14 protein-coding genes and 2 pseudogenes are annotated in these 18,649 nt (G+C 60.6%); 6 read left to right on the top strand and 10 right to left on the bottom strand.

Annotation, left to right across the window (positions count from 1 at the left end; translation table 11 throughout):
- Positions 1-457, bottom strand: a pseudogene (locus AC559A_RS11705) (IS1380-like element ISDth1 family transposase); the annotation flags it as partial.
- A gap of 484 nt (positions 458-941) precedes the next feature.
- Between AC559A_RS11705 and AC559A_RS11700 the strand changes: the two are divergent.
- Positions 942-2,015, top strand: a complete 1,074-nt coding sequence (locus AC559A_RS11700) for a hypothetical protein (protein WP_498818051.1) — start codon at positions 942-944, stop codon at positions 2,013-2,015.
- Positions 2,012-4,669, top strand: a complete 2,658-nt coding sequence (locus AC559A_RS11695; protein WP_498818050.1) for a cytochrome ubiquinol oxidase subunit I — start codon at positions 2,012-2,014, stop codon at positions 4,667-4,669. Before AC559A_RS11700 ends, AC559A_RS11695 begins: the two co-directional genes overlap by 4 nt.
- A gap of 245 nt (positions 4,670-4,914) precedes the next feature.
- Here the strand turns inward: AC559A_RS11695 and AC559A_RS11690 are convergent, their stop codons facing one another.
- The gene (locus AC559A_RS11690; protein ID WP_028571285.1) at positions 4,915-5,592 is read right to left on the bottom strand and encodes a DUF47 domain-containing protein; all 678 of its coding nucleotides are present in this window, start codon (positions 5,590-5,592) and stop codon (positions 4,915-4,917) included.
- Positions 5,593-5,621: 29 nt separating this feature from the next.
- Entirely contained in the window at positions 5,622-6,857 is a 1,236-nt protein-coding gene (locus AC559A_RS11685; protein WP_028571284.1) for an inorganic phosphate transporter, read from the bottom strand.
- A 373-nt stretch (positions 6,858-7,230) separates the two neighbouring features.
- Between AC559A_RS11685 and AC559A_RS11680 the strand changes: the two are divergent.
- A pseudogene (locus AC559A_RS11680) lies at positions 7,231-8,514 on the top strand (sensor histidine kinase); the annotation flags it as partial.
- A 36-nt stretch (positions 8,515-8,550) separates the two neighbouring features.
- Complete coding sequence (locus AC559A_RS11675; protein WP_498818052.1) at positions 8,551-9,063, top strand: sensor histidine kinase; 513 nt, start codon at positions 8,551-8,553, stop codon at positions 9,061-9,063.
- 32 nt (positions 9,064-9,095) lie between these two features.
- On the opposite strand, the gene AC559A_RS11670 is transcribed toward AC559A_RS11675, so the two are convergent.
- The gene (locus AC559A_RS11670) at positions 9,096-12,260 is read right to left on the bottom strand and encodes a hypothetical protein (RefSeq protein ID WP_498818049.1); all 3,165 of its coding nucleotides are present in this window, start codon (positions 12,258-12,260) and stop codon (positions 9,096-9,098) included.
- Positions 12,261-12,495: 235 nt separating this feature from the next.
- Between AC559A_RS11670 and AC559A_RS11665 the strand changes: the two genes are divergently transcribed.
- Both AC559A_RS11665 and AC559A_RS11660 read left to right on the top strand, forming a co-directional pair.
- Positions 12,496-13,092, top strand: a complete 597-nt coding sequence (locus AC559A_RS11665) for a DUF1134 domain-containing protein (protein ID WP_498818048.1) — start codon at positions 12,496-12,498, stop codon at positions 13,090-13,092.
- 85 nt (positions 13,093-13,177) lie between these two features.
- Complete coding sequence (locus tag AC559A_RS11660; RefSeq protein ID WP_498818047.1) at positions 13,178-13,645, top strand: phosphatidylglycerophosphatase A family protein; 468 nt, start codon at positions 13,178-13,180, stop codon at positions 13,643-13,645.
- A 112-nt stretch (positions 13,646-13,757) separates the two neighbouring features.
- Here AC559A_RS11660 and pal read toward each other — a convergent pair whose 3' ends face one another.
- The 6 genes from pal to AC559A_RS11630 all read right to left on the bottom strand — a co-directional run bounded on the left by pal (position 13,758) and on the right by AC559A_RS11630 (position 18,639).
- The gene (gene pal / locus AC559A_RS11655) at positions 13,758-14,333 is read right to left on the bottom strand and encodes a peptidoglycan-associated lipoprotein Pal (RefSeq protein WP_028571282.1); all 576 of its coding nucleotides are present in this window, start codon (positions 14,331-14,333) and stop codon (positions 13,758-13,760) included.
- A 39-nt stretch (positions 14,334-14,372) separates the two neighbouring features.
- A complete protein-coding gene (locus tag AC559A_RS11650; RefSeq protein WP_498818046.1) occupies positions 14,373-15,704 on the bottom strand; it encodes a hypothetical protein in 1,332 nt (443 codons plus the stop codon).
- Positions 15,705-15,710: 6 nt separating this feature from the next.
- Positions 15,711-16,598: a cell envelope integrity protein TolA gene (gene tolA / locus AC559A_RS11645; protein ID WP_498818045.1), complete on the bottom strand. Its 888-nt coding sequence runs from the start codon at positions 16,596-16,598 to the stop codon at positions 15,711-15,713.
- Positions 16,599-16,634: 36 nt separating this feature from the next.
- On the bottom strand, positions 16,635-17,045 hold the full coding sequence (locus AC559A_RS11640) for an ExbD/TolR family protein (protein ID WP_498818044.1): 411 nt from the start codon (positions 17,043-17,045) through the stop codon (positions 16,635-16,637).
- A 24-nt stretch (positions 17,046-17,069) separates the two neighbouring features.
- Positions 17,070-17,804, bottom strand: a complete 735-nt coding sequence (locus AC559A_RS11635; RefSeq protein ID WP_028571278.1) for a MotA/TolQ/ExbB proton channel family protein — start codon at positions 17,802-17,804, stop codon at positions 17,070-17,072.
- A gap of 85 nt (positions 17,805-17,889) precedes the next feature.
- On the bottom strand, positions 17,890-18,639 hold the full coding sequence (locus AC559A_RS11630; RefSeq protein WP_028571277.1) for an NAD-dependent deacylase: 750 nt from the start codon (positions 18,637-18,639) through the stop codon (positions 17,890-17,892).
- Positions 18,640-18,649: the final 10 nt, after the last annotated feature.

Raw genomic sequence — 18,649 nt, 5'->3', positions numbered from 1 at the left:
CTTCTTTTTTGGTCTCGTCGTTGTCGTAGATCACCGGGTCGATATCCACTCGAACCCATTTCTTGTCGTCTTTTTGCAAGTACTCATGAGCCATGCCGGTCTTTTTCCAGAGCTTGACCGAGCATCCCGGAAGCATGGCCTCCAGCTCAGTGTTCAGGGCGATGCGCTGAAAGGTTTGCCTGTAGGTTTCCGCCGAAGGCACCCTGCCGATGTCAACGGCGTTCATGAAGTACCGGTTGCCTGCCAGCGGTTTGACGTGATCAAAATCAGTTTTCCCTTGGACCATCAGCCCGAGCATGGTTTTCAAGATGTTTTCTGTGGATATCTGCGGCCTACCGATGGTCACCTGCTTTGCCACAGCATCAAGACCTGCCAGTTTGGCCATCTGTCCTACGAACACCAAGCCGGCTGGCCCGGCCTGGAGGTTTTCCTTGTGAACCACCTTGGATATGCCCATACTCATCGCCCCCATCACCTATTGGGTGAGTTTGTAAAGTTACTGCGTCGATGACTGAACATATCTAAATGATTGAACAAAGTCAAGAAAAAGACTGCACTGTTACTGTATTAGCATTGCAATAACTTCACGGATTCAGGAAAACATGAAGTGATGAAGACAAGGAACTGTTTCAAGGATTTCGGGGACGCGGAGTTCCTTGATCTGCCACAGGGCCGCCGCGTTTCGGCCCTTCCTGAAGCCGGAAATGGATCGTCATCAGCCAAGCTTGATTCCCCGGCATGATGAAGGTAGCAGTATTGCCGCACACTAACTGGGTGTTGAAAAAGTCCTTATCCGGCAGTCCGTTCAAAAACCCCAAGTGCAAGGAGCAAAAAAAAGTTCAAGGTCGAAGCGTATTTATTCATACGTGAGAGTTTGAACTTTTTGCAGCGACGCAGCAATTGGGAGTTTTTCAACGGACTGCTAAACCTGGAGACGCATTATGGATCCCGCCGCGCTGATCCCCGAGGCCCTGCCCATTCCCGTTGAATGGGGCTGGTTCTACGCGTTTTTGCTGCTTACCTTCATCATTCACCTGCTGTTCATGAACGTGATGCTGGGCTCGTCGGTCATCGCCCTGATCCACCACCTGCGAGGCAAGGCCGAGACCGAGCCTTTGACCGTGGATATTTCCCGGAAGCTGCCGTTCATCGTGGCCTTCACCGTCAACTTCGGTGTTGCTCCGCTGTTGTTCCTGCAGGTGCTCTACGGTCAGTTCCTGTACACCAGCAGCGTGCTCATGGCCGTGTATTGGCTGGCCGTGGTCGGGCTGGTGATGCTGGCCTATGTCAGCGCCTACATCTACGATTTTAAATACGTCTCCCTGGGCGCACTGCGCACGGTGTTCATCGCCGTGACCGCGGTCTGTCTGCTGGCCACGGCCTTCATTTACACCAACAACATGACCCTGATGCTCAGGCCCGAGGTCTGGCCAGAGTATTTCGACCGGCCCGGAGGGACCATCCTGAACCTGGGCGATCCCACCCTGATCCCCCGCTACCTGCATTTCGTGGTCGCCTCCCTGGCCGTGGCCGGGCTGTTTCTGGCCCTGCTCTGGCAGCACAAGGCCGCCCGGGGCGAACCCGACGCCCTGCGCTGGGTGTCTCACGGCATGGCCTGGTTCGCCTACGCCACCATGGTCCAGGTCGCCGTGGGCATCTGGTTTCTGGTGGCCTTGCCCCAGCACATTCTCCTGCTGTTCATGGGCGGGTCGGGCCTGCATACGGCCGTCCTGCTGGTCGGCGTTTCCCTGGCCGTGCTCAGCGTGATCACGGCCATGCGCCAAAAGGTCTACCTGACAACGGGCCTGCTGGTAACCACGGTCACGGTGATGGTCTACCAGCGCGACCTGCTCCGGGACGCCTATCTCAGTCCGTATTTTCAGGTCAGCGACCGGGTCGTGACCAATGAACAGCTGCCCCTGATCCTGTTCATCATCACCCTGGTCCTGGGGCTGGGGGCCATTGCCTGGATGCTCAAACAAGGCGCGATGGCCGGGAAGGAGGTGCGCTCATGAGTTATCCGGTCTGGGAGCTGTATTGGGCCGGTGGCGGCCTGCTCATCGCGGTCATCGCCATCATCCATGTCTTCATCGCCCACTTCGCCATCGGCGGGGGGCTGTTTCTGGTGCTCACCGAGCGCAAGGGCTTACGGGAAAACAACCGGGGCATTCTGGACTACACCCACCGCCACGCCAAGTTCTTCCTGATCGTGACCCTGGTTTTCGGGGCCCTGACCGGGGTGGGCATCTGGTTCACCATTTCCCTGGTCGCCCCGGCGGCCACCTCCCAACTGATCCACACCTTCGTCTTTGCCTGGGCCATTGAGTGGGTCTTTTTTCTGGCCGAGATCGTGGCCATCTTCGTCTACTTCTACACCTTCGGCAAAATGGAGCCCCGCCGACACATGCTCATCGGCTGGCTGTATTTCTTCTTTGCCTGGATGTCCCTGTTCATGATCAACGGGATCATCGGCTTCATGCTCACCCCCGGAGACTGGCTGACCACCCGGGACTTCTGGGACGGCTTCTTCAATCCGTCATTTTGGCCGGCCCTGGCCTTCCGGACCTTCATCGCCCTGATCCTGGCCGGGCTCTACGGCTTTGTCACCGCCACCTGGGAAAAGGACCCGGAACTGCGCGAAACCCTGGTCCGGCACTGCGCCAAGTGGCTGCTGGTTCCCTTCGGTTTTCTGCTGCTCTCCGGCTGGTGGTACGTGTCCATCCTGCCCGAGGGCCCCACGGCCATGATCTTGGGCCGCAACCCGGAAATCGTGCCCTACTTCCAGGGCTTTTTGTGGATCTCGGCCCTGCTGTTCATCGGCGGCCTGATCATGGCCGTGCGCATGCCCGCGGGGATCAAACGGCCCATGGCCTTGGTCCTGCTGGCCATCGGCCTGTTCTACATGGGCAGCTTCGAGATGATCCGCGAGGCCGGGCGCCGACCCTACGTGATCTACGGCCACATGTACTCCAACGCCATCATCAAGGGCACCGAGGACGCCATCACCCAGGCCGGATACCTCCAGTCCGCCAAGTGGATCCAACACCGGGAAATCACCGAGGCCAACAAGCAGGCCGCCGGACGGGAGCTGTTCCGAGGGCAGTGTTCGTCCTGCCATTCCATCGATGGTCCGCTCAACGACATCCGTCCGCTGACCGCCAAGTTCGGGGTCTTCGGCATGGACGCGATGATCTCCGGCATCGGCCGGGTCTACGAATACATGCCCCGCTTCGCGGGCACGCCCCAGGAACGCGACGCCCTGGCCAACTTTCTGGTTCACGCGGTCCACGAGCGGGAAGCGCCCCTTCCGGATCAAGGGCTGCCTCAACGACCGGAACAAACAGCCGAGGTGACCATCCCGCCCTTTGATCCGGACCAGGACGAGTATGTGCTGCTGGCCTGGTGCAACCTGGGCGAAAAGTGCATCACGGACTGCGACGCCCACTGGTCCCTGCTGCCCCCGGGCAGTACGCTTTACGCCCAGTTGGTCCGCCGGGATTTCCAGCCGGAAATCGTCACCGAGAACGTGGTCATCACCTACACCGCGCCTCCGGGCTCCAGGGACCCGGCCTCCCAGGTGGAGTTCTGGGACTACGCGGACTCCCTGATCGGCAAGGAACTGCCGCGCAACGTGGGGCCCACCGGAATGGGACTGACCGGGGAAATGACCCTCAACCCGACCTTCCGGACCTTCATGGCCAGCGGAATTCCGGTCCTGCCCTATGCGGACGACGGCTCCCTGAATCCCTATCCGATCTTCACCATTGAGGCCCGGAACGCCGAAACCGGCGAGTTGCTGGCCATGACCCAGGCCGTCGCCCCGGTCTCCACCGAGGTGGGCTGTCACAACTGTCACGGCGGAACCTGGCGTCGGGACGGGGCCATGGGCATTGCCGCGGACACGGCCTCGGACGTCCTGGCCGTGCATGACCGTCGCCACGGAACCACCCTGCTGGCCCAGGCCGAACAGGGCAATCCGGTACTCTGCCAAAGCTGCCACCCTGATCCGCTGCTGAATGCCGAGGGCGACCCCCAGCGACTGAATCTGCCCGCGGCCATCCACGGCTTCCACGTCCACTACCTGCTGGACCGCCCCGGCCCGGAACCCTGCCACGCCTGCCACCCCACCGGGCCGGACAGCTTCACGTACTGCGCCCGAGGGGTCCACGCCAGTGAGGTCGGACTGACCTGTACCCACTGTCACGGCACCCTGGAAGACCACGCCCTGACCCTGCTCAAGGGCGAACATCAGGCCGGCAAGCCCCAGGCCCAGCGGCTGATGCGCGACCTGCGGCCCCGGGTGGTCAGCACGGTGGACGACATCAACCCGCGCACGCCGTGGAACGACCAGCCGGACTGCCTGTCCTGCCACGTGGACTATGAACGCCCCGTAAGTCGCGACGTTTCCGCCTTCAACGACTGGGTCCGCGGCCCTTCGGGACTGTACCGCCTGCGCACCGACGAATCCGGCCTGATGTGCCAGGCCTGCCACGGCCCCACCCACGCCGAATACCCGGCAGTAAACGCGTTCCACCCGGACCTGGACGCCGTCCAGCCCCTGCAATACCAGGGCAATAAGGGCGTTATCGGCAGCCGGGACAACTGCGCGGTCTGCCACATCGAGGAAATGTACTACGACTTCCACCACCCGAATACGGTGAAGTATTGATTCTGGATTCTGGATTCAGAATGCAGAATGCAAGGACCTGTAGGGGCACGGCGCGCCGTGCCCCTACAGGCGAAAAAACAAAAGGCAGCTCGCGAGAGCTGCCTTTCTTATGTGTTTCATGAGGCCGTCAGCCACATGAAAGCTTGTTCATTTTTTCGCAAATCAAAACGGAATGAAGGGCAAACCTCCGGGCACTCCACCTCCTGAATTCTGGCTCCTGGCTCCTGAATTCTGACTTCTTCCCTTTATCTCGCGATCATCGCCCGCAGGATGTCCGCGCAGCCTTCGGCGTTGTGACTCATCTCGTGCATGTATTCGAAAAAATGCAGAAGTTGGAAGACGTCCTTGAATTCCATATCCGCGCTGAACAGTTCGCGAAACAGCAAGGACTTCATCTTGCGCACGTCGTTGTGCTGGCTGCGCACGGCCCGGTAGCCGTCCTTGACCGCTTGGCGGTCCGCGAAGTCCGTGTGCAGTAGCCGGATGGTCCCTTCCAGAGCCGGCTTGAGCAGTTCCACGGTCCGAATCGCGCCCTCGACCATGGTCAAGCCGCCGGTGCGCAAGGTTCCGGGGATCTTCACCGTATGGATGTTCAGCCAGTCCAGAGCGTCCTGGGCCGAGTCCAGGATGTTGTCCTGGGCCCGGGTGTAGTTCAGAAACAAGGTCTTATCCACGGCCATGAACAGACCGCGGGGCAAATGGTTGCGGGTGTTGCGCTTGATCTTGTCCGCCTTTTCCTCAAGCTGATCCAGTTCCTGCTTCAAAAGCTGGAACTCCTTGCACGCACTGCCGCCACCAATATAGCACAACAACGACTCGTTGATGATCGTCATGGCGGCTTCCACCTGACTGTAGTGCTCCAGCAGACCGTCCATGGGCGAACGCCCGCCAATCATGCTCAAAAAAGGAATTCGAACCCGCATACGTCACCTCGTGGGCGTGCGGCCCGCTCTTAATACACGGACCATCGTAATAGTTGAAAAATAACAATGGACGTAAAGGCGGCGATTGGAACGGTCAGCAACCAGTACATCACAATTTTCCCCAAAACCCGAAAATCCACCGCGGCAAAACCTCTTGCCAGGCCGACACCAACCACTCCGCCCACCGTAGCATGGGTGGTGGAAACCGGCATCCCCAGATTCGAGGCCATCAGAACCGTGGTGGCCGCACCGAAGCCCACGGAAAAACCGCGGGTGTTGGTCAGCAGAGTGATCCGTTCCCCCACCGTAGACATGACCCGCTTCCCGAGCACCATAACCCCCACGGCAATGCCCATTCCTCCAAACAGCAAAAGCCAGAGGGGCACCTCGGCCGTGGCCGCCAAACCTCCGGTCCGGGCGATAACCCAAATAGCCGCCACGGGCCCGATGGCGTTGGCCACGTCATTCGCCCCCAGGGACAGGGCCATGTAGCAGGCCATGCCGATCTGCATCCGCCGAAACAGTTCCTCCATGGATTCCGGCCCCTGCTCCACGCCGTGCAGAAGTCGGCCCACCACCAGGTAGCCGACGCCCCAGACCACCGCAGCCACGACGCAAGCAAAGCCGAAAATGGCGTAGACGCTGATTCCAAGGGCCTTGCCCATGGGCATCTTCAGCAAAAAGGACGTCATCACCAAAACCACGGTCATGGCCAGCCAAAAAGGGGCCCATAGCTTGGCGTTGCGGACAAAGTCCCGAGCACTCAAGACTTTTTTGCGAATGTGCGAAAAGACCAGGTAGGCCAGCAAAGCTCCAAAAAACGGTGAAATGATCCAGGACAGCACAATGCCGACCATTGTGCCCCACCGGACTACCTCCGGCCCGCCCGCCACGAACCCGAAACCGAGAATGCTCCCGACGATGGAATGGGTGGTGGAAACCGGAAAGCCGAACAGCGTGGCCAGAAGTACCCACAACCCGGCAGAAAGCAACGCCGCCAACATCCCCAACATCAGGATATTTTGATCCGGAATCATCTCCGGATTGATAATCCCCCTGGAGATTGTCGCGGCTACGTTGGCGCCGAGAAACACGGCGCCCGCGAAAGCCAGAGTGGAAGCAATCAGCACCGCCTGTTTGACGGTGATGGCCCGTGAACCCACGGAGGAGGCCATGGCGTTGGCGGCGTCGTTGGCGCCGATGCTGAAGGCCATCAGCAGGCCTCCGACAACAGCCAGAATCAGGACGATGGTGACGAGGTCCATTATGTATGGGGTAGGTTGTGTTCCGGAAATGTTTCGAGCTTTATGATCGGCGCTCCGACTCCAGCTCGTTGCGGCTCAAGGGTATCCGCCGTAAGATGTGGAAAAAAGCTTCAAGAACGGCCATGGAGAAACCGCCAAGTATAGAATCTTCACCTGTTTGTCAAAATATCGTCAACATCTTGTAACAAAGGTCCTGTAGCAGAAGATCGGTTCCTTCCGCCGACCTGGCTTGGCTCTCAATAAACCTTCCAGGTCGTTCCCAGGTCGTCCCAAGTCGTCACGGCATCTCCCGACCTGTTTTTTGCTTTAACCATCAATTATCAACGTATCGGGCGCAGATACGACGTCTCGCCCGAACTCCTTGAGGCCCGCCATGGCGAAATCATCCCTGCGTTTTCGAATTCTGGCCCTGTTCTGGGGGTTGTTACTGGCCGTGTTCATCCCCATGTACGTCTTCCTGGCCCAAACCGTCCGCTCAGACCTGATCGACCACGGCCAGGACCGGGCCCAAAAATTGCTCAACGCCACCTGCTGGCAGTTCCTCTCCGCGGGATTTCACGGCGATGAAGCCGCGATGCAGGCCTGGGCCACCGAGATTGGGGGACGGATGGACGTCCGGTTGACCTATACCGTCAATGGCCGGGTCGCGGCGGACAGCCATGTCCGGGCCGACCGCCTGGCGGAGGTGGAAGACCACGGAACGCGCCCGGAAATCATGGTCGCCCGGGAAGGCCGCGTCGGCACGGACATCCGGCTGAGCGGCACCATCGGCAGGGACTTGATCTATGTCGCCCAGCGCTGTCCCATGGGCGACGAAACCGCCGGAGTGCTGCGCATCGCCCTGCCCCTGTCCAACCTGTACGACCAAGTGGACATTCTCAAGAAGCGCTTCTTCATCATTCTCGGAATTTGCCTGATCGTCTCACTGCTGCTGAGCTTCTGGTTCACCCAGACGATTTTCTCCTCCATCAGGCGGCTGATCAATCTGGTTTCCGATGTAGGCAAAGGAGCCTATGACCGCCGCTTGCACGTCGACCGGGGCAGCGAATTCTCTCCCTTGGCCGAGGCCGTGAATACCATGGCCGAAGAAATTTCCCGGCACGTGAACCACATGGAGGAACAAAAGGCTCAGCTCGAAGCCCTGTTCAACGGCTTGAGCGAGGCCGTGCTCACCCTGGGGCAGAATGGACGAATCGTTTCCGCCAACCCGGCTTTTCGCAAATTCTTCCCGAAATTACAGAAACTGGAAGGCAAAACCATCCTGGAGGCCACTCTGGAGCCGGAACTGGCCTCAGCCATGGAGCGCGTCCTGCACGGCATGTCGGACCAGGAAGAACGCCTGTTGCTCCATCGCCCCGGCGGGAACGAACTTGAAGCCAGAATCAACACTTATCAGGACCCCTCCGGCGGTCAACGAGCCGTGCTGGTAGTCCAGGACGTCAGCCTGCCCAGGCGGATGGAGAAAATTCGCAGGGACTTCGTGGCCAACGTCTCCCACGAAATGCGCACCCCGCTGACATCCATCAAAGGCTACACCGAAACCCTGCTGGGCGACCCGCCGCCGGACCCGGAAACCGCCCGCTCCTTTTTACGGATCATCCAGCGCAATGCCGAACACATGGCGAACATCGTCACGGATCTGCTCAAACTGGCCCGCCTGGAGGCCGAGGCTCCCAGCAACACCCTGGAGATCATGGACGCCGCCGAGTCCTTGCGCTCGGCCATGGAGATGTGCGCCCCCTTGGCCCAGGGCAAGCAAATCCGGTTCGAAAACAATCTGGAGTCGGGCAGGAGCCAAAGAGGCGCTCCAGGAGGTGCCCCGGAAGGTGCATGGGTGCTTGGCGACAAGTCCCGGCTCGTCCAGGTTTTTCAGAACATTCTGGAAAACGCCATCCGATTCAGCCCCGAAAAAGGCAAGGTGAACATTTCCTGCCGTCCGGATGGCGAATACATGGTCTTCGCCATCCGGGACCACGGCGCCGGGATTCCCCGCGAACACCAGGAACGCCTCTTTGAACGGTTCTACCGCCAGGACGCGGCCCGTAGCGAGGGCAACGGCGGAACGGGCCTGGGGCTGGCCATCTGCAAGCACATCGTCCGCCACCACGGCGGCCGAATATGGGTGGAAAGCATCCCGGGCGAAGGCGCGACCTTTCTGTTCACCCTTAAGGCCGCGCAGCAAGGCAGGAAATCCGGGGCGAGTTGATCAGGATACTCGCCCATCTTCCTTGCCGGGGGTCAGCAAGAGGCCGGACGGCCCCCCCTTTCCGCGGACGGCAGATGCACGGCGAGACGCTGGATGTCCTCCAGATAGCCCCGCCAACCGTGGAGATAAAAGGCCAGGGCGCGAGAAAAGTTCTTGCCCACCAAGCCGTCCAGAAAGAGCTGGGAGATATCCCGTTCGCGCTGGAGCACATATTGGGAGAGCAGAAAAACCCGTCGCTCCTCCTGGCTCATCTGGCGCATCAGCCGTTCCAGTACATGCCGCGCCCGGGGCTGATACATCCAGAAGTACATCAAATCCAGGGCATTAACAATAACAGCCAGGTTCAGACTCTCTTCCTCCCTTGTCGCCGCGCAGACGAAACGCTCCGGTTTTTCCAGGACGCTGAGCACTTCGGTATCCGGATGCCGCAGCTCCAGGCCGGCGTACACGTCGAACATCCGGCGCAGTTTGGCCGCGTAGTCCAAGCTCCGCTCCCGAAAGTTCACGGCTCGGTCGGCCAGCCCCTCAATGAACCCGGCCACGATGTCCGAGGCCAGCTTGGAAATGACCGCGGCCCAGTTCTGAAGCACCACTCCCACCGCCGGCACGCCGGCCGCCCCCAAGGCAAAGCCGAGCAGAAAATTCAGAATCAAGGCCAATGGAATGGAGAGTATCGTCCGAAACAGGTTGCCCACGGCCGCGGCCTTGGGCAGTCCGCGAAACAAATTGTGCCCGGCCAGGTACAGCCCGTTGACCACCGCCATCACGGCATACAGCGCCATCGGCCCGGACTCGGCAGTTATCCCCATCCCCCGATCCAGAAGCATGGTCTTGACCAGCAAATCCAACAGCGGCACCGAAAACCCGGTGTACATCAACGAATCTGAGATCCGATTCCATTTGACGTATTCGCTCCAGTGCAAAAACGGAGTCCGCCGCAACCCTCCAGCCCCGAGCACGGCCTGGATAATGTTGCGCACCCCGGTGATCCCGAACCAGATCAACGCCCCGAAGTACGCCAGCACCCACCAGTCCTTGGTCAGAGCAAAGGTGGCGAAGGCCGGAACAAAGCCGCACAGAATTTTCAGCCAATTCTTAAGATGCGTGTTCAGGTAGCGCGAATGCGGGCGCTCCTTGGCCTTGGACGTGGCGGTGCAGTCCAGGCGCAGCTTCTTTTCCTCCTCGCTGGCGTACCCGCCCAGCAGGCGAATATTGCTTTGGTCAGGCGGAACGCAACGATATCCTTCCACCAGCCACTCCTCGCTTACCGGGCGAAGCAGACGACGCGATAAGCTTCGCGTAACCTGCTCTCCCAGGCCAAAACCCAGACCCAGGCACCGGCTTTGCCCCTGGTTGCGGCGACCAAGGCTGTACGTCCGGCGCAGAGCCACATCGATCCGAATGGGAATGCACCGCCTGCCGTTTCCGGAAACGCAGGCTCGCGAAGATTCCTGGACCGTTCCGAGAGCGTTCAAGGGAGTGCTTCCATGGGCGGATCCAAGCCTGTTCTCGGGCTCGCCGCGGAGGTGTTCCACCTGCCGTCGGCTCTTCTTGGGCAGCGTGTCCACCACGACCAGCCCCATCCCCGGAATCTTGGCTGATCCGCCGGTGGAGTCCGTACCGATGCGCGACTTGAGCATCGTGTTCCGGTAATACCCCCGAAAATGCTCCAACTCCTCAAGAATTTTCCGTAGCGCAGCCTTTTGGCCCGAATCGCGTTCCGGGTCGCCCTCCACCCGGTGCACGATGTCCATGACCAGACGCTTCAGGCGCACGGCATTGCCGGAATTGAGGGCGGCTTGCAGTTCCAGGATGCGGACGTGATCCGGACATCGCCCATACACGGCATCCTTGAAATTGAAGGATTCCAAACGAGTAATCCGGCCCCGGGCTTGATCCAACAGTTCCAGGACATCTTCGGCCCACAGTCCGCTGAGCCCCAGCGTGATCCGGAATCGGGCGTGCAGGCGCTCCAAACGGGCCAGCAGTTCCGGCAGGGACGCCCGCAACAATGACGGGGCCTGGTCGTCATCCGCCGGCACGAACGGGTTGAAAAGCTTGGGATTTCGAGCAGGGCGCAGATAGCCCTCAATCACGGCCTCGGCGTCGAACCGATTCATATCCTCGGCCAGCTCCATGGCGGCCCGGCGTTGGTCGTCCCCGCCAAAAGCGCAGCATTCGTGCAAATCGTCCAGTCGCTCCCGAAAGAGCGACAACAGGGAATCGTGGATCAACTTGCCCAGGTGGTGCAAGGAAGGTTGTCCGGTGCCGACGAGATGCAGCAGGTCGTCCCTGGACAGCTCGGGCATCAGCACGCCGAAACGACGGGTGATCTCCAGGCGGTGGGTCTCGTTGAAGGCGTCCAGGACCGCGAAGACATAGGCCTGTTTGAAATCGGAAGCACGGCGGCCCTCGTCCATGAACTCCTGGACATCCGGTTGGCGGATGAACCCCAGAAAATCACGGGTGTCCGTGAAGCCTCGCGGCGTCCAGATCAAGCGAAGATACCTTCCGCGAAACCGCGGCGAAAATTCCAGCCCGACCCGAACGTCCACCTCCATGATTTCAGCCGCGCGCATCAGTTCCTCGGCCACCTCCGGAGTCAGGGAGTTGTAATAGATCACCCGCAGCCGCCGGATGCCCTTGATCCAGGCGTCCATGATCAGGTGGGTGGCGGATTTACGGCCCTTGGTGTTGGCGTCGTGGACATGATCGTCAAAGGCGATCTGGTTCCAGGCCTCCGGCATTTCCACCAAATGGTACTTGCGCAACTGACGGGCAATGGCCCGAGGGCGTCCAGTGGCCGCGTCCCGAAAATCCCGTGCGAGTTGGAGTTTGGCGCTCTCGTCCTCGGCCCGAACCAGCTCCTTCATGATCTGCAGCAGCACCCGAGCCGTATTGTTGCGCAGCGCCACACCGGACATGGAGAAAATTTCCTCCCGCAACGCCTGCAGGGTGCGCAATCGCTCCTCAACGTCGCTGCGCTCCAGGGAACGAAACAGCCGAACCACGGCGTAGGCCACCCGCAACCCGGTGCTGGCGGCCATCTCCTTGATACCGTGAGGATGCAGGTACGGCGTGAGCAAGCTCTTCAAGTTCGGCTCGTCTTCGCCCTGCAGAACATCGTTGACGATGGCCAACAGCTCGAAGTCCTTCCGGTCGAAATAAAGACGGTCCACAAAGGTCGACAGCTTCACGAAATATCCATGAAATGTTGAAAAATTGGCAAAATCGAAAAACGACGTACTTTCGTAACCTCAATGTAACAATATCCGGAACAATGCACAATTCCGCCCCCCTGTATCTTCAAGCCTTTCCATCTTGATCATGCCCGCCGTTCAAAGTAGTGTCGCCTGCGGATCATCGCTTGAAATAACGATCCGACAGGAAACGTCATCCTGACTCCCAAACCGAGGCAACCCGGAGAAAATTATGAACACTTTTCGACGTACGATCATCGTCATGGGGCTGACGGCTTGGCTCTGCTCCTTCCTGGCCCTGACCCAGGTCATAGCCCAAGCCCCCCCTGAAATGGAAAGCGTATCCCAAACCTACAGCAAGGAAGAAATCAGTAATCATGTGGAGGGTTTCTTCGAAGGGACCTCCGAAGGGTTGGCCGACATCCTGAACAGAGTATTCGCCGACCAAGGCCGTCCAACCGGATTCATCAAGGGCGACGAGGCCGGCGGGGCCTTGGTGGTCGGGCTGCGTTACGGCAAGGGGCAGTTGCAGCTAAAGGGGCAGTCCCCTGTTGACGTGTACTGGCAGGGGCCGTCCATGGGCTTCGACGTTGGGCTGCATGCCGCGAAGGTCTTCACCCTGGTCTACAACCTGACCGACCCCAACCTGATTTTCCAGCGTTTCCCAGGGGTGGACGGCAGTGTCTACGTCCTCGGCGGGTTCAGCATGAACTACCAAAAGAGCAATGAGATCGTCCTCGCGCCCATCCGCACCGGTGTCGGCCTGCGCCTGGGTGCCAGCGTGGGCTACCTGCACTACACGAGACAGGAGCACATCAACCCGTTCTGATGCCGTTCCGGGCTCGGCACTTATGACGGAAGCGTATTTACCGCGCTTCTGAACAACCGGTCGGGCCCACACGAAAGATAACCCCATGCCCGCTTTTCTCGACCGCGTCGCTTCGACCATCGCCACCCTCGGACCGTTCGGCCTTCTGCCCAAGGCTCCGGGGACATGGGGCTCCCTGGCCGCAGTGGTCGCCGCTCCATGGCTGTTCATGCCGCTGTCTTTTTCCCTGCGCGTGCTGGTACTCGCGGGTGTGCTGGTGGTCGGGACCTGGGCCGCGGCCAGGGCCGAGCGGTTATTCGGGCGCAAGGATCCCGGATGCGTGGTGGTGGACGAGTTGTTGGGTCAGTGGTTGACTCTGCTGCCCTTTGCCGCGCTGACTCCCCTGCAACTGGCTGCGGGCTTCGTGTTCTTCCGAGTTGCCGATATTCTCAAACCCTGGCCGGTTCGCACGGTGGAACGGCGGGTTCCCGGAGGGCTGGGGGTGATGCTCGACGACGCGGTGGCCGCGCTACCGGCGGCGACCCTGCTCTGGCTCGTGGTTTCGCTGACATAGTCGCAATACAGACAGGACTGGCACGCATAGCCCCCACGCCGAATAAAAAACGCCGCCGGGCAACCCCGGCGGCGTTTTTTATTCGTGGTCGGTTCAAGAACCTTTCACATTCCTACATATCAAGTATCCGGAACTGCGCGCGACGGTTCTGGGCCCAGGCGGTCTCGTTGCTGGCCGGATTCAAGGGGCGTTCCTTGCCGTAGCTGACGATCTGCAGTCGATTGGGGCTGATGCCCAAAAGGACCAGGAACTCATACGCGGCCCGGGCACGGCGCTCACCCAAGGCCAGGTTGTACTCGGAGGTGCCTCGTTCGTCGGTATGACCTTCAATCAGCAGGCGGACATCCGGGTTTTGCTTCAGCAACTCGGCCTTGGTCTGCAAGACTTCCCGAGCGTCCGAACGCAGGTCGTATCTGTCAAAGTCAAAATGAATCATGTTCGCGGTGATCATTTCAGCCACCTGGCCCAACCGGGCCCGTTCCGATTCGGAACGCTCCCTGGCCAAACGCTCTTCAGCCAGTTGCTGCTCCCGCAGTCTGGCCTCTTCCCGCAGTCTCGCCTCTTCAGCGGCCTGTTCGGCACTGACGCCCACCGGGCTCGAATCAACCTGCTTCTTGGCGCAGCCAGACCCGAAGGCCAGCATCATGGCCAGGATCAGCCCCAATCCAACAACCCAATTCCCCCTCATACCTTTTCTCCTTAAAAAACTGTTGATGAAAAAAACGCATCACGGTTGCCGCGTCCAGGCCGGCGACGCGAACTCTCCCTCGCCCAGGGGCACCAGCCGGGCCTCGTCGCCGTTCCGGGTGGTCAGATAAATCTTGTACTCCCCACTCCGATTGGAACTGAATGCAATAAAATAACTATCCGGTGCCCAAGCCGGACTGACATCATTTCTTGGCCCAAAAGTCAACTGCCGTTCCCTCCCCGTAAGCAGGTCGTGCATAAAAATTCTATGCCCTTCGCTGGTTTGGCGAGAAAAAACCACCAGTCGCCCGTCCGGGCTCAGGCTGGGATTGGTATTGTAGGTCCCCTCGTACGTAACCCGGCGGGACTCCCCAGAGGCAATGTCCACAACAAAAATATGAGGATTTCCGAGCCTGCTGGAAACATAAGCCATTTTCGAGCCCGTAGCGTCGAAACTCGGCGAAATATCGATGGCCCAGCTCTGAACCACTCTTGGGCCCATGCGCAGATCCTCGGAAAGCTGGTAAATGTTCGGACTGCCTTCCGGATTCAAGCTGACGAAAATATTGCCTCTGTGGTCGAATACCGGAGAAATCACACTGTTCCCAGGCAGTTGAACGCGTCGAACGTCACCGCTTTCCTTGTCCAGAATCCCCAGATAATGCCGGCCGTCTTTGATCAGGGTGAACACCAGTCGTCGTCCGTCCCTGGACCAGGCCGGGCTCATGCTGATGCCCCCCAGGCTGGTCACCTGACGCATCCCCTGGCCCAGGGGAGAGGAGGCCCAGATTTCCTTGTTCTCTCCGTGGGTCCGGACCACCGCCAAGGTGGAACGAAAAAAATCCCCCTGCCCGGTCAGTTCCGCCATGAGGTCCGCGCAAAACCTGGCCGCGATCTCGGGCAGATCCGCCGGGGTCGCCCCGGTGTAGGCCTTGCCCAGAATCAGCCGCTGTTCAAAGGTCTCGAAGACCCGTAGCTCCACCGGACCGCTCGGACCGCCCCATCCGGCGGTAAGCACGAGATCGACCCGTTCCAGCCGAAACCGACGGAAATCCATGTCCTGGGCCGTGACTCCGGGCAGCACGTCACCTCCCAGGATACGGCTCCCCGGAATCAGCCGCAAAAACGGCATGAATCCGAGATAATCCTCCAGATACCCGGCAAGAGTATCGGCCTCGACCGGAGGCTGCTGTCCCGCGGCCAGTCCCAGGGGCTTGGCCATGACCATATTCAATTGGGACTGCCCCGGGCCGAAGATGTCGATGCTCAAGGTTTGTTGCGCGCCGACGTCTCGGACCGAGAAGACCACGCACGACAGGATCAACAAAAGCAGCGCCAAGCGTCGCGGGTCAGATACATGAAACAAGTGCATATTTGGTTACAACTCCTGAAGATTGAACGTGATGCGGACGGTACGCAAGTCGGGACGAGGCGGAGGCGGCAGTTGCCCGGTCTCCTCCACTGCTCGTTCCGCGGAGGCGTCGAAACCGGAATGCCCGGAGGAACGCACCACGCGGCTGCCCAGGACACGACCGTCCCGGTCCAGGGAGATATCCAGCACCGCGCTGAGATCCTGTCGCGAAGCGCCCTTGGGGAACCGCCACTGGGCCTTGACCCGATTCTCCACCATCTGCGCGTAAACTTCCAACAGCCCCCCGTAACCACTCCCGGCCTGTCCGTCCGCACCGCCGGAACCGGTGGCCCCGCTTTGGCGCAGGCCGGCCAGAGCCTGATCTCTTGCATCCGGCTGGGCCCGTTGTGCCACATCTCGCTGCACGGCCCCAAGGGCCTCGGCCATGACCTGCTCCCGGGTCGGTTCGGTCCGAGCGGGTTGTCGCGGCGGCTCTGGTTTGGGAGGACTCGGAGCGGGTTTCGGTGGTTCGGGTTTGGGTTCCGGCTTGGGTTCCGGCTTCGGCGCCGGTTTGGGTTCGGGGGTCGGTTTGGGCGGCTCCGGGATGGGGACCTCGGCCTTGGGCTGCGGTGGCGGCGGCGCGGGAGGCGTCACCGCCGGCTTGGGCGCGGGTTTGGGTTGTTCCTGGGCCGCCGGGACCGGCGGCGCGGGAGCCGGGGCGGAAGGGGCCAAGGGAGCGGGGCGACCGGGAGCGGGCGGATCAAGGCGGACCAAATCCACCTGATAGACCACGGGCTTGCTCAGATCGACCCGGATCTGCTTGCTGGAAGACAGCTGGAACAATCCAAGCCCCAGCACGCCGACATGCAGAAGCAGGGACAACCCAAAAACCAGAACATGCCTAGGAATACCCACCCTCACCTCGAAAAATCGCCCCGTCTTGGAACCGGCTTAAGGATCCCGAGGCTCGGACTCGGCCACGATGCCCAGCCGCTCGACACCGGCCTCGCGGGCTTCGGCCATCACCTGGACCACCAGCCCGTAAGGCACGTCCTTGTCCGCGCGGAGATAGAGAATTCTGTCACGGGTCTGGATCAAGCGTTGGACATGCTCACCCAGCCCGCCCAAGGCCACCTCGTATTGATCCAGAAAAATGGAGCCGTCGCTTCGGATGGTCAAGACCAAGGTGTCTTCGTCCTGCGGCAGGGTCTGCACGGTCCGGGTCTGGGGCAGATCCACCTCCAGCCCCTCGGTCATAAAGGGAGCCGTGGCCATGAAGATCACCAGCAATACGAGCATGACGTCGACGAACGGGACCACGTTCATCTGGTCCATATATCCTTGACCGGTATGGCCTTCCATAACTTTCTCCTTGCCCGGGAGCGCCTAGATTTCGTGTTCCGCCAGCCCGTTCTCTTCGGGCTCCAACTGCCCGGAAACCCAGGGCAGCTCACGTTGAACCCGGTTCAAGAACGCCCCGGCGAAATTGATCAGCTCCACCTCAATGCTGCCCAGCATTCCCCGAAAGTAATTGTAGGCCACGGACGCGGGGATGGCCACAGCCAAGCCGATGGCCGTGGCCACCAGCGCTTCGGACAAGCCCGGGGCCACGGTGGCCAGGGAAGCGCTGCCCATCTGCCCGATGGCATGGAACGAATGCATGATCCCCCAGACCGTGCCGAACAGCCCGATAAACGGGGCCGAACTGGCGCAGGTGGCCAGGAACGAGAGCGAGGAAGCCAGATTACGCATGGTGCTGCTGACGTTTTGACGCAGGACGCGGCGGAGGTTGTCCATGGCGATTTTGCTCTTCTGGGCCGCGGGCATGGTGGCCCCTTCCAGCCGCTTCAGTTCGGCCACTGCCTGGTAGGCCAGGGGGTAGAGCGGCGAGTCCGCGCCGCGAGCCAGGATATGAACCGCTGACCCAAGGTCCGGGGCGCTCTGAAAGCGCTTGAAGTCCACCAGGGCCTGCTGCTTGGCCCGGCGCAGAATCATGATCTTGTAGAAAATGATGCTCCAACTGGCCAGAGACATGCCCACCAAGAGCAGCATCACCAGTTGCACCACGATGGTCGCCTGACGGACCAGATCCCAAATGCCTGTCTGCGGAAGAAGCTCCATGAATGAATTTCCTGTACCTGTTTGTGATTATTGATGCCGTTTCGCGCGTCCGCTCAAGTCCGGTTCAAACTCCTGACTCCTGAACTCAATCCCCCTCCAACCGTTCCACCAGCTCCGGCAGGCACTCTTCGGCCGGCAGGTCCAAGCGAACGTCGGCCAGATCGCCGTAACTGGTCGGCCCCAGGTTGATCTCCACCACCCGACCGCCTCCGGCCTTGACCTGATAAGGGATGATGTTGGCCGGAGCCACGTCGCCGGAGGTGCCGATAATCACCGCCAGATCGGCCCGGTTGCTCCAGCGCTGGCTTTCGGTCAAGGCCGCCTGGGGGATGGCCTCGCCGAAAAAGACCAACGACGGGCGGACCACGCCGCCGCAGGCCTCGCACATCCAGGGCAGGTCCGCGGAGGTCAACCCCTCAGCCGCCTTGGTGGAATAATCGCGCCGACAGGCGTTGCAGTAAAACCCACGGCAGTTTCCGTGAAACTCGATCACGTTGCGCGTGCCGGCCTGCTGGTGCAAACCGTCGATGTTCTGGGTGATCACCACGTCCAGCCGTCCGGCCTGCTCCAGCCGGGTCAGCGCCAAATGAGCCGGGTTGGGCGCGGCGTTCCCAAACATGGTCAAAGCGTCCAGGAGAAACTCCCACACCGCCTTGGGGTTGCGTTCCAGGCCCCAGGTGCTGGCCACCACGTTGGCGTCGAACCGGGACCACAACCCGCCGGGGCTGCGAAAATCCGGAATCCCGCTGGGCACGGAAATCCCGGCCCCGGTCAACGCGACGACGCTCCGCGAGGAACGCCAGATATCGGCTGCCTGGTCGATAAGGTTGGACATGGTGGTGGGG

The organism is Desulfonatronum zhilinae, from assembly GCF_900182865.1.
GTDB classification, from domain to species: domain Bacteria; phylum Desulfobacterota; class Desulfovibrionia; order Desulfovibrionales; family Desulfonatronaceae; genus Desulfonatronum; species Desulfonatronum lacustre.
Note: the sequence above shows the minus strand (reverse complement) of the source record. Positions and strands in the feature narration are given on the sequence as shown.